General features: G+C 44.0%; 9 protein-coding genes. 8 read left to right on the top strand and 1 reads right to left on the bottom strand.

What is annotated here, in order from left to right; translation table 11 throughout:
- The first annotated feature begins 3 nt into the window (after positions 1 to 3).
- The gene (locus LZG71_RS20315) at positions 4 to 141 is read left to right on the top strand and encodes a hypothetical protein (RefSeq protein WP_233823454.1); all 138 of its coding nucleotides are present in this window, start codon (positions 4 to 6) and stop codon (positions 139 to 141) included.
- A gap of 67 nt (positions 142 to 208) precedes the next feature.
- Here the strand turns inward: LZG71_RS20315 and LZG71_RS20310 are convergent, their stop codons facing one another.
- Positions 209 to 1,063, bottom strand: coding sequence for an AraC family transcriptional regulator (locus LZG71_RS20310; protein WP_233823452.1), 855 nt, complete (start codon positions 1,061 to 1,063; stop codon positions 209 to 211).
- A gap of 224 nt (positions 1,064 to 1,287) precedes the next feature.
- On the opposite strand from LZG71_RS20310, the gene LZG71_RS20305 reads away from it, so the two are divergent.
- The 7 genes from LZG71_RS20305 (at position 1,288) to LZG71_RS20275 (ending at position 12,723) form a co-directional block, all read left to right on the top strand.
- A complete protein-coding gene (locus LZG71_RS20305) occupies positions 1,288 to 2,814 on the top strand; it encodes a fucose isomerase (RefSeq protein ID WP_233823450.1) in 1,527 nt (508 codons plus the stop codon).
- A 4-nt stretch (positions 2,815 to 2,818) separates the two neighbouring features.
- Entirely contained in the window at positions 2,819 to 4,441 is a 1,623-nt protein-coding gene (locus LZG71_RS20300) for a ribulokinase (protein ID WP_233823448.1), read from the top strand.
- Positions 4,434 to 5,984, top strand: a complete 1,551-nt coding sequence (locus LZG71_RS20295; protein ID WP_233823446.1) for a sodium:solute symporter — start codon at positions 4,434 to 4,436, stop codon at positions 5,982 to 5,984. The genes LZG71_RS20300 and LZG71_RS20295 overlap by 8 nt, the downstream gene beginning before the upstream one ends.
- A 2-nt stretch (positions 5,985 to 5,986) precedes the next feature.
- Complete coding sequence (locus LZG71_RS20290) at positions 5,987 to 6,916, top strand: dihydrodipicolinate synthase family protein (RefSeq protein WP_233823444.1); 930 nt, start codon at positions 5,987 to 5,989, stop codon at positions 6,914 to 6,916.
- 70 nt (positions 6,917 to 6,986) lie between these two features.
- Positions 6,987 to 9,968, top strand: a complete 2,982-nt coding sequence (locus LZG71_RS20285) for a SusC/RagA family TonB-linked outer membrane protein (RefSeq protein ID WP_233823443.1) — start codon at positions 6,987 to 6,989, stop codon at positions 9,966 to 9,968.
- Positions 9,969 to 9,981: 13 nt separating this feature from the next.
- The gene (locus LZG71_RS20280; RefSeq protein ID WP_233823442.1) at positions 9,982 to 11,583 is read left to right on the top strand and encodes a RagB/SusD family nutrient uptake outer membrane protein; all 1,602 of its coding nucleotides are present in this window, start codon (positions 9,982 to 9,984) and stop codon (positions 11,581 to 11,583) included.
- An 18-nt stretch (positions 11,584 to 11,601) separates the two neighbouring features.
- The gene (locus LZG71_RS20275) at positions 11,602 to 12,723 is read left to right on the top strand and encodes an exo-alpha-sialidase (RefSeq protein WP_233823440.1); all 1,122 of its coding nucleotides are present in this window, start codon (positions 11,602 to 11,604) and stop codon (positions 12,721 to 12,723) included.
- Positions 12,724 to 12,815 lie beyond the last annotated feature (92 nt).

Raw genomic sequence — 12,815 nt, 5'->3', positions numbered from 1 at the left:
ATTATGTTTGCTACAAAAACAAGTCCAAAGCTATTCTCTTCTCTTATCTGGTCGGAAACAGAAATGGTGATGGCTCCGATACGCGTGGAAGGACTGGATGTTTCTAAAAAATACAGAGCGAAAGAGCTGAATCTGTATTGAAACGAAATTTGCGCTGAAGCAAGATCAGATACATTCAGTTGAATTAAAGACCACTGTTCTCTTACTGTCAGAAAAAACTGGCCTTGTACTCCTTGGGTGTAATTCCTTTGACTTTCCTGAAATGTCTGTAAAAATTTGATGTGTTTTCAAATCCGCTATCCAGAGCTATATGTTGTATCGTATAATCTGTTTTAATCAGTAATCTGCAGGCATGGTTAAGCCGTACTTCGGTAAGAAAATCAAAGTACGATTTATTGGAAGTCATTTTAAAGTAGCGACAAAATGAAGTAACGCTCAGATTTGTAAGTCGCGCCACATCTTCAGTCAGAATTTTATCCCGAAAATTTTTTAAGGTAAATGACAACACCTTTTCCATTCTATTTCCATCCAGCTGACTAAATTTTGCAAACTCTGCACTGTTTGATAAAGCATCATACTCCTTGTTTTCCAACAAAATAGCGTAAATTCTAAGCAGGTAAACCACCTTATTTAAGCCAGTCTCTTGTTTCATTCTCCACATGAGCCGTTTAATTTTCTCTTTCGAGCTGCCTTTGATAATGAGTCCGGTTTTGGCTTGTTCAAAGAGTTTGGTTATTCCCTGGGTTTCATACACATTCAGAAATTCCTTTCCAAGGCATTCAGGATGGAAGTGAAGTACCAATGCTTCCACATGATTATCCGAAGAATTGGAAATATTACATTTCCAGGTATGCGGTACGTTTGAACCCATGAGGATCATATCATCTTGCTGAAAATTGCCAATACTGTCACCTACAAACCGAATTCCTTCCCCTTTTATGAGATAATGAAGCTCTATTTCGGGATGGTAATGCCACACGGTTCCAAACTGTGGTACTACATCGTGGCGAATGCTAAAAGCATTGTCGAGGGACCTGGGGACAATATGAAACTTAGGTACCATATCTTACTTGCAGTTACTGTAATGTACGAAATTAAAGAAATTATATCATATTTTTCTTAAATATGATAATATGTTGGACAAGTTGGAAAATTTAAGGAAATTATTTCGGGGACAGGCATTCCATCTTTGTAATACAAAAGCAAAATGGAAAAATGGAAGTAAATCAGGCATTACTGGTCTGTAGCGGAGACCTTAGACAGTCGGCTAATCTTAAGTGTTGGCCTATGCAGCAAAAAATGGAAGAAGGGCTGGCAGAGGCTTTGCAAAAGTACTGCTGGACCCTTAAAAGAGCCCATGATTATGATCAGGAAAAGGGACATGGGTTTATCGATTACCAGCATATTGGAATAAAAACTTTCAGACAAATAGATAAAACCAAGCCCTTGATAGTCGCAGAGAGCGTATGGCAGTATAGCCATCATGTTTTGGCTGGACTTATCTCCCATCAGGGGCCGATTCTGATAGTCGCTAACTGGGACGGCACCTATCCCGGTCTTGTGGGTGCGCTGAACCTTACAGGGTCCTTAACAAAAGCCGGGGTGACATACAGCTTTTTATGGAGTAAGGATTTTAAGGATAACGTTTTTACCTCGGGACTAAAAGAATGGCTTGATACCGGAAAGGTTACCCATGACTATTCCCATGTGAAACGATTTGACATCAGTAAAGTGCAGCATGATTCACTGATGGTGGCTGAAAAATTTGCTGCCCGAATCAAAGATGATAAAGTGATCATGGGCGTGTTCGATGAGGGCTGTATGGGCATGTTCAATGCTATCGTCCCCGATGCGCTTATTCACGCGCTTGGCATTTACAAGGAACGTTTAAGCCAGTCAACCCTGTATGCAAGGATGCTGGCAGTCTCCGACCAGGAAGCAAATGTGGTATTGGAATGGATGCTTGAAAGAGGAATGAACTTTGTCTGGGGAACTGATCCGGTAAATGAACTTACCAGAGAGCAAACACTTGAACAATGTAAAATGTACGTTGCGGCAGTTAGATTGGCCGACGAATTTGGCTGCGATACGATCGGGATTCAGTATCAACAAGGTCTGAAAGAACTTACAGCAGCCAGTGATCTGGTAGAAGGACTGCTAAACAATACGGACCGTCCGCCGGTTTTTGATGCAAATGGAAAAGAATTGTATCCAAATGCAGCGTTGCCTCATTTTAACGAAGTAGACGAATGTGCCGGTATAGACGGTTATGTAACCTATCATCTCTGGCGAGAACTGGGACTGAACGGAGATAATACGCTACATGACTTACGCTACGGTGAAACTTTTACGATAGCAGGTAAGGAGGAATTTGTGTGGGTATTTCTGATTTCCGGCGCGGCTCCTGCATCACATTTTAAAGGAGGCTATGCCGGAGCAGACAGTATGCGTCAGCCACCCATGTTTTTCGGAAAAGGTGGAGGGACACTGCGGGGAGTAAGCAGGCCAGGAAATATTGTTTGGAGCAGGATTTACATTGAAGACAACGCGCTTTGGTGTGATATAGGCACAGGCAGATGCGTTGAGTTGCCAGATTCTGAGGTTGATCGTCTGTGGAAACTTACGGATCCGCAGTGGCCTGTGATGCATGGCATACTGGATGGGGTAAGTCGCGACCAACTGATGGCCAAGCACAAGGCCAATCACATTCAGGTAGTATATGTTGACGGAGGTTACGATGTGCGCAAAGCTGCGGAAGTCAAAGCAGCCACGTTAACGAATCTGGGGATTAAGGTAAACTTTTGCGGAATCTGAGCCCATGGAAAGAAAGCTAGTGATAGGCCTGGACTTCGGCACGGATTCGGTTCGGGGGGTATTGCTTAACCCGGTCAATGGACATGTGGTTGCATCGGCAATAGCTTACTTCAAAAGATGGAGCGCCGGATTATACTGCAATCCCGAAGAAGACCAGTACCGGCAGCATCCGCTGGATTATATTGAGTCGATGGATGAGGTGTTCGTAAAGCTCTTTGAAACAGAAAATGCTGCAAATGTTTTGGCTATTGCTTCCAGTACGACCGGTTCTACGCCTGTGGCCGTAAATGATAAATGTCAGCCGTTGTCCTTATTAAAGGAGTTTGAGGAAAATCCTAATGCGATGTTTGTACTCTGGAAGGACCATACCGCTATCAATGAGGCGGCCGAAATAAACGCGCTCTCAAAAAAGTGGAATCCGGATTACACCAGGTACAGCGGCGGTATTTATTCATCCGAATGGTTTTGGTCGAAAATACTTCACATCAACAGAGCAGACAAAAGTGTATTACAAAATGCATATACCTGGCTGGAGCAGTCGGATTGGATTCCAGCCTATTTGTGCGGAACCGATGCACCCTATGCTGTAAAGAGAAACCGCTGTGCCGCTGGACATAAGGCCATGTGGAACGAAGCGTTCGCAGGCTTACCTTCCGCGACATTTCTAAAGACTTTAGATCCTTCGTTTGATAAACTGGACGGCAGGTTTTATACGGAAACATATACATCGGATCAGGTGTTCGGTACCATTTCTCCCAATCTGGCTGATAAATTTGGTTTCAATCCCGAGACAATTATTACCGTTGGAGCCCTTGACGCCCACCACGGAGCAGTGGGGGCCGGGATTACCCCATATACTTTAGTCAAGGTCGTGGGCACGTCCACCTGCGACATGCTGGTTGTGCCCGAATCAAACCAGCTGCCGGTTGTGGATGGGATCTGCGGCCAGGTGAATGGTTCGATTGATCCGGGAATGATTGGTTTGGAGGCAGGGCAATCCGCTTTTGGAGACATTTACAGTTGGTTTAAGAAGTTAGTACTAAAACCTACTCAGGATATCATTGGCGATCAGATCGGTGCTGAATTAAGTCAAAAGCTGGACGATCAGTTCTTTAACTATGTAACTGCTGAGGCTGCCCGAATAGAACTTACTGGATCAGATCTGGTATTCACTGATTATCATAATGGGAGAAGATCTCCCGACGCTGACTTTGGTCTGCAGGCGTCTGCTTACGGTTTCGAACTGGCCACGCAAGCTGGACATTTCTTCAAGGCGCTGGTTGAAGCAACGGCATTTGGTTCGAGGGCAATCATGGAGCACTTCCAGTCTTTCGGTATTGCGATAGAACATGTAATTGCCACCGGAGGAATACCTGACAAATCCCCTTATGTTGTACAGGTTTTGGCTGACGTAATGGGTGTAGAAGTCCATGTAACAGATAGCGGGCAGACCTGCGCATTGGGTTCAGCTATTTTTGCTGCAACTGCATCCGGCATTTATCCCAATATTCAGGAAGCCCAAAAAGTAATTGCCGCAAAGATCGTAAAGACCTATATACCCAATCCTGACACGCGGGAAAAGTACGAAATCCTGTATCACCGATATAAAGAATTGATACATGACTAACTTACCATTAGTGGACCTAGCCATTATTATTGTTTACCTGATAGCAATGGTATTGGTCGGGTTGTATTTTTCCCGAAGAAATACTTCCGCTGACCAATTTACAAGAGCCGCAGGCCGGATCCCTGGCTGGGCGATCGGAATTTCTATTTATGCTACGTTTTTGAGCTCGAACACATTTCTTGGTGTTCCGGGTAAAGCCTTCGGAGGTAACTGGAATGCCTTTGTGTTTAGTCTTTCTATGCCTTTTGCAGCCTGGTTTGCCACCAGGTACTTTGTTCCTTTTTACCGGAGTACCGGAGAGGTATCTGCCTATACGAATCTGGAAAAACGGTTTGGTACCTGGGCGAGAACGTATGCAGTTACATGCTTTTTATTAACTCAGTTAGCCAGGATCGGGTCTATTTTCTTTGGGATTTCGCTGACCCTGCAGGCGCTTACAGGATATAGCCTGGTAACGATTATGGTGATAGTGGGAATATGCATCGTGATTTATACGGTGATGGGTGGTATTGAAGCCGTAATCTGGACCGAAGTAGTACAAGGTATTTTAAAGACTTTGGGGGCGATCATTATTATTTATCTGGTGGTAAAAGAGGTGCCGGGAGGATTCAGTGATATTCTCACAGCAGGATTATCGGAAAATAAGTTTAGCCTGGGAAGCATTCGGTTCGATCTGACAGGCTCATCTTTCTGGGTAGTGTTGTTATACGGCTTCTTTATCAATCTGAACAATTTCGGAATGGACCAGAACTATGTTCAAAGGTATCACACCGCCACCAGTCCGGATGAAGCAAACAAGTCTGTATGGCTCTGTGTATGGATTTATGTTCCTGTATCGCTGTTGTTCTTTATCATAGGGACATGTCTGTATACCTACTACATGCAGAATCCGGTGCTGTTGAACACCATCAAACTTCAGGCTGCTTCCGAGCAACTTGGAAGAGGAATAAATGATCAGCAGGTTGTTCTGCTGGCAGCCCGTATGATACCATCCGATTATGCCGATAAAGTCATGCCGCATTTTATGGTGCATATGATACCAACCGGTTTGTTAGGATTGATTGTCTCAGCCATTCTGTCTGCGGCGATGAGCACGATCAGTTCAGGCATGAACGCTTCGGCAACCGTATTTACTGAAGATATCTACAAGCGATATTTTAATCGGGATTCAACTGAAAAGAACAGTCTGAGAGTTCTTTACGTCGCAACGGTTGTGGTGGGATTAGCAGGTATGTTATGCGGAATAGCGATGATCGGTATCAAGAGCCTTTTAGATGTCTGGTGGACGCTATCAGGAATATTTGCAGGAGGTATGCTGGGACTCTTTCTGCTGGGTATTATCAGCAAACAAGTGACGAATAGTGATGCACTCACGGGTACTGTAACCGGAATCCTGGTTATTCTCTGGATGACTTTCTCCTACCTTATACCTCCTCAATACGACTATCTGAGAAATCCCCTGCACGCCAACATGATCATTGTGGTGGGTACTTTATCAATTTTTCTGGCCGGTAACTTATCTCTTAAACTAAGAAAAAAATAAAAATGATGATACCTAAAAAATTTGTCCCTGTGATGCTTACACCGTTTCAGGAGAGTGCTGCTATTGACTATAAAGCCCTGGAGGAGCTCGTTGAGTTTTACCTTAGTGCGGGGGCAGGGGGACTTTTTGCCAACTGTTTGTCGAGTGAAATGTATGATCTTTCCAGAGAGGAGAGGCTTGCTATGGTTTCTTTTATCGTGGAAAAAGTAAACGGGCGGGTTCCAATTGTGGCCACAGGAACTTTTCCTGACACGCTGGAAAATCAGGCTTCATTTATAAAAGAAATGCACAGTACGGGCATTGACAGTGTGATCGTCATTACCGGTTTGCTGGCAGGAGAATCGGATTCTGAACAAGTCTTTGAAGCCAACGTAAAAAAACTGCTCGACTTAACAGGTGACATCCCGCTTGGTTTTTATGAATGTCCTGTGCCTTATAAAAGGATTTTGAGGGCCGATTTTCTGGGAGAACTGGTTAAGACAGGAAGAATCAGATATCACAAAGATACTTGCCTGGATATTGATGGCGTGCGGGCTAAGATTGCAGCCGGTAAAAGCGCTGCTGATTTTGCCTTATACGATGCCTACATGGTACACGCCGTAGATTCTCTTAAGGCCGGTTCGGCGGGTCTGTCCTGTATCCAGGGAAACTACTTTCCGGAATTGGTTGTCTGGCTGTGCACTCATTATAATGATAATTCAGAGGACGTAGACAAAGTACGCCGGTTTTTTACTGAAAACATGGCCGTCATGCATGATACATATCCTGCAAGTGCAAAATATATTCTTGGCAAACGGGGCTTGGGCATCACTCAGGTATGCCGCAACGGCAGCGCATTAAGCAGCGGGGCAGATTATGACAACCTGGATGGGCTGTTACAAAAATTTGAGGAACTGGCAGAGCAGATTAATTTAAAAGTGTACAGCCTGTGAATGATATAGCCCGCACCAGGCGGTAAAAGCAATTCTTTATAAAACGAATTCACCTTAAATGTTAATAGCAATGAATCGAAATCTGGTCACATGTAGGCTGGCAGTGCTGCTGCTGTTGTTTTCGATAACGACTCAGGCACAGAATATAATTACCGGAAAGGTAATTGACGCCAAAACCAGGGAGCCTTTGCCCGGAGCAACTGTGAACCTTGCAGCTAACGGAAGCGGTATATCTACCGATGAAAAGGGGAACTTCAGAATGGAGGTTCAGCAGAAAACCGGTGTTTTATTAATCTCTTATATAGGTTACGATAATAAAGAGCTTACGCTCAGTGAGAGCTCGGATGATCTGACCATAGAACTGCTACCGTCCGTAGCCAGTCTGGAAGAAGTGGTGGTGGTGGGATACGGAACCCAGTCAAAACGAAAAGTAACGGGTGCAGTGAGCAGCCTCGATATGTCTGTGCAGGAAAGCAGTCCGTCAATGAATGCGGGTCAGGCTCTGCGGGGCAGGGTGGCAGGTGTTCAGATTCTGGACAATGGTCGTCCGGGGCAGGATCCTAGTATTCTAATCAGGGGACAGCGGTCGCTAAGTGCAAATAACGCACCGCTTATTGTTTTAGACGGAATCATCTTTGGCGGAACACTCAGCGATATAAACCCCAATGATATTTTATCGATGGATATACTCAAGGATGCAAGTGCAGCTTCCATATATGGCTCCAGAGCTGCCAACGGGGTAATTTTAATTACATCCAAAAGAGCAGATAAGGAGGGCGTAGTATTGACGGTTAATTCAAGTGTTTCTTCTTATGGTTGGGGAAAGAAAATCAATTCTTTCAGTCCCGAAAGATATATTCAGAGTAAACTGGACTACCGTTCACAGACAGGACTGGACGCCGATCCGTCTAAAATAACAACATATTTGTACCGTACAGAGGCAGATAACTATGCAAATGGTGTGATTACAGATCCTTACGATCAGGTTTCTCAAAAAGCCGGCCTATTGAATTTTGATATCAATCTGGCGGGACGGAGTGCAAAGACGAACTACTTCTTATCCAGTTCTTTTTCAAAGGAGGCAGGCCTACTGGTTAATGATAATTTCAAGCGACGGACGTTTCGTATCAACTTAGAAACCGAAGTGAACTCTTCTATTAAAGTGGGTTTAACCTCCACCTACGGTCAGAGAAATATGTCGGGAATAGAGGCATCAGTGGGCAGTCTTTATACGAGCAGTCCCTACGGCAGGTGGTTTCACCCGAATGGAGACCCTACCCGGTACATAGTGGAGGAAGATCAGGTAGCTTCAAATCCGCTGTACAATTCGTTAATGACGACCAACGAGGAAGTTTACAATAACCTGCTTAGTAATTTTTATACAGAAATTGTGGTTCCGAAAGTCCAGGGTCTGAGCTTACGAGTAAATTTTTCTCCAAATATAAGGTGGAACCGTAATTATAACTTTTTCAGACAAGATCAGTTTTTGCCGAATAATACCACGTATGCCAATAAACTGAACCAGAACGGTTTTGATTGGGTATGGGAGAATATTTTGAAGTACAACAGAAACATCAATGAGCATCATTTTGATGTAACGCTTTTATTCGGCAAAAACTACATGCAGCAGGAGCAGACTCTGGCCCGTGCTAATCAGCTGAGTGCAGATGCTCTGGGATTCAATGATCTCAGTTTGGGTACCATTCTTACCAACAGTTCTTCTGCCTTTGAGATTAAGGGTGTTTCATCTATGATCAGATTAAACTACGATTACGGCGGAAAATACATGGTTACCCTGACTACAAGGCGAGACGGAAGCAGTGTATTCGCTGCCAATAATAAATACGCCTTGTTCCCGTCGGTAGCACTTGGCTGGAATGTGGGCAGTGAAAAATTCATGCAGGATCAAAAGCTGTTCGATAACCTGAAGCTAAGACTTTCTTATGGGTCGGTTGGAAATCAGGGTATTGATCCATACCAGTCCCTTAGTTTATCGAGCATCACCCAGTACGTGTATGGAAACGGCGGTAGCATGTCTATCGGAGCGTTTCCAAGCATAATGGGGAACGATAACCTGCGTTGGGAAACCACCTATTCGGGAAACTTAGGTATTGATTTTAGCATCCTGTCCAAGCGTGTTTCAGGTACAGTAGAACTGTACAACACCCGAACGAAAGATCTATTGGTAAGAAGATCAATTCCTGCCATGAACGGCTATCAGAACGTACTTACCAACATCGGTGAAGTACAGAACAAAGGGATAGAAATCACACTGAATACAACTAATATACAAACCAATAAATTCAGCTGGAATACAGGATTTAATTTTACATATAATCAGAATAAAATTACCAAACTGTATGGTCAGGATCTGAACAATGACGGAGCGGAAGATGATGATATCAGCAATCGGTGGTTTCTCGGGCAGCCCATTACCTCCTATTTTGATTATGTTTTTGACGGAGTGTATCAACAGGGTGATGAGCTTCCTAGTGGCTATCGTCCAGGCTACGTCAGACTTAAAGACCTGAATGGAGATAAAAAAATAGATGCCAGTGACCGTAGGATTATAGGATCTGGCGGTCAGCCAAGATTTAAATTCGGACTTTCCAATGACTTCTATTATGGTAATTTCACCGTTTCGACCTTCATCAATGTCATGACAGGATGGATGAGCAACTTTCCGCTATTGAACACAGCTGTAAGCCCGAATGCTCCCGGTAGAGGACTGAATCAGCTCGATGCGGGATACTGGACCCAGGAAAACGCTTCACAAACCCGCCCTTCTCTTCTTTATACCAACCCACAGGGGCACGGCTGGTATGTGAGCAGAAACTTTGTCCGTCTACAGGATATCTCCGTCTCGTATCAGGTACCGCCATCTGTGCTGAAACGCGTGAGGTTAAAATCGCTGCGTGTATTTGCAAATGCAAAAAACCTGGTAACACTTAGTGACTGGCCGGGGACAGACCCTGAAATTGGCGGAACTTCCTCGGATCAGCTGTATTCCTTGCCCCGGATTTATAATGTGGGATTAAATTTTAGCTTTTAAATCATATCCATATATGAAACGTATTCTAATAATCATAATAACAGGAATAGTCTTATGGGGCTGTGAGGATGACCTCAAAGAAGTTCCGTTGTCCAATTTAAGTGCCGAGCAGATTTTAGTATCTCCTAACGGTTTCAGGACGTACCTCACCGGACTATATGCCGCTTCCAGGGAGGAAATGTCAATGGGGGACAATACCTACTTTGCCCTTAATTTTGCATCCACAGATATTGGCGCAGATGCGGGCATTGAATACATAGGTCTGAGAAACTATCTCACCACCTATACGCCCACCAACAATAACCTGAATACGCTCTGGAACTGGGCATATACAGCCATGATTGTGAGAGCTAATACGCTCATTCACTACGGAGAGTTGCGCAGTGATGTATGGGCTACTGAGAAAGAAAGAAATCAGGTACTGGCAGAGGCTAGGTTTTTCAGGGCATATACCTACAATCTTCTGGTAAACTCTTTTGGAGGGGTACCTTTAGTAGACCAAATAAATACCTCTCCGAAAAACGACTATACAAAATCGAGCAAAGAAGAGGTGCTGAATTTTGTGAAAAGCGATCTGGAGTTTGCGGTTCAATGGCTGCCTGCAGTCAGCGAAGGTAATCTCGACGGGAAACTCACCAGGGGGGCAGCCCAACACTTGCTTACGGAAGTTTATTTGAGTCTTGGCGATGCCCAGAATGCTGTACGTATTTCTTCGGAATTAATCTCTTCAGGTGATTACAAGATCATGACCAGCAGATTCGGTTCCAAAGCCACTCAAGCGGGCGATGTATTTGCAGATTTGTTTTTAGACGGTAATCAAAACAGAGCCTCTGGTAATAATGAGTCTATTCTGGTATGGCAATTTGAAAATAATGTACAGGGAGGAGGCAGCAGCCTGAACGGAAACGTCCAAATTCGTAATTGGGCTCCTTTTCTAAGCAAAATTACGGACCCGGATGGGGTAGCCATGCTGGTAGTAGATACACTCGGAAGAGGTGTGGGAAGGGTAAGGGGTACCAATTACTTCCTGTATGATATATGGAAAGAAAACCCGAACGATATGCGAAACTCCTCCTATAATATGAGAAGGAAGTTCTATTACAACAATCCACGGTCTAAGTATTTTAAACAGCAGGTAGAACCTAAGGTAATTTACGACGACACCATGCGGAATATATATCCATATTCTAGAAAAATAGATGGTATGCCCTGGGCAAACAATCCTACTTCGGGCCGTACAGCAAAAGATGTAGTGGTGTTCAGATTGGCAGAAACATATTTATTAAGGGCAGAAGCTTACTTCAAGCTGGGGCGTACAGATCTGGCAGCAGAGGATATCAACGTAATCCGGAAAAGAGCTAACGCACCTGTTATTAGCGCCGGTAAAGTAAGTATCGATTTTATTTTGGAAGAAAGAGCCAGAGAGTTAACAGTGGAAGAACCACGGAGACGAATACTTGTACGGCTTGGAAAACTGGTGGAGAGAGTCAAAAAGTATAACCTGCTGGAAGAAACCAGAAATTCCATTCAGGAGTATCACCAATATTTTCCGATTCCACAATCAGTGATCGACGCAAATTATGGACGTGTAATAGAGCAAAATCCGGGATATTAACCATCAATATTTAAGAATATGACTAGTTTATTAAATTTCAGGAAGATAGCAGGTATAGCATTGCTAATCTCATTTACGAATTGTTCTTTCGGACAGGATTTTAAAATTCCCGAATTAGCTACGAAAGGAAAACAGGGAATAGTAAGTTCAGAGCTGGTGTATAGTATGGATCAGAAGCCAACCGCTCAGTGTCATGCTTCTACTATTATTGAAACAAGCCAGGGGCTCATGTGTGCTTTCTTTGCCGGCACACACGAAAAAAACAAGGATGTTGGTATTCGTGTGGCTCATTATAAAAATGGACAGTGGAGTTGGCCGGTGGAAGTCGCCAATGGCTTTCTGACAGATTCGGTGAAGCATCCGGCTTGGAATCCTGTTCTGTTCCGGCCTAAGGGCGGTCCTATCTTTTTGTTTTATAAAGTCGGGCCGGATGTAGACAACTGGTGGGGCGTATACATGACCTCAACAGATGAAGGACGAACCTGGACAAAACCGGTAAGGATGGGCAAGGATGAAATAGTAGGTGATTTACTGGGTCCGGTGAAGAACAAAGCGGTTCAGCTGGCAGACGGAACGATTATCTCTCCGACCAGTCTGGAAAGAAGGGGCACACCCAATGGAAGAGACTGGAGAATTTATTTTGAGATCTCAAAGGATAATGGTAAAACCTGGAAAGTTATTCCGCCGATAAACGATGGAGTGGAGTATGATGCCATTCAGCCGAGTGTGCTGATTCACAAAAACGGAGATCTGCAGATTCTGGCAAGAACTATCCAGGATGTGCTGGTAACAAGCTGGTCCAAAGACAATGGACAGACCTGGTCTAAACTGGAAAAATCCGGGTTGCCAAATCCTAATTCCGGAACCGATGCGGTTACTTTGAAAGACGGCAGACATCTTCTGGTGTACAACCATTCCACTAAAAACGGACCGGAGCCAAAAGGAAGAAATATTCTTAATCTGGCTATATCGGATGACGGTAAAAACTGGAAAGTGGTTACCACCCTCGAAAACGATCCTATCCAGCATGGATATTCCTATCCTGCCATAATCCAGAGTGCTGACGGAAAGGTACATATAACCTACACCTACGACAGAAGATCGGTAAAACACGTAACAGTAGATCCTTCTAAGTTTTGAAAATAGCCCTATAAGAACAGAAAAGGAACCACTTTTAAAGGGCCTTTATAAAAGCAGATTCAATTGAAAATATAACAAAAATCTCTTTGGAA

The organism is Dyadobacter sp. CY312 (genome assembly GCF_021390535.1).
Lineage (GTDB): Bacteria > Bacteroidota > Bacteroidia > Cytophagales > Spirosomataceae > Dyadobacter.
The sequence above is the reverse complement of the archived record's forward strand: the minus strand, read 5'-3'. Positions and strand labels throughout refer to the sequence as shown.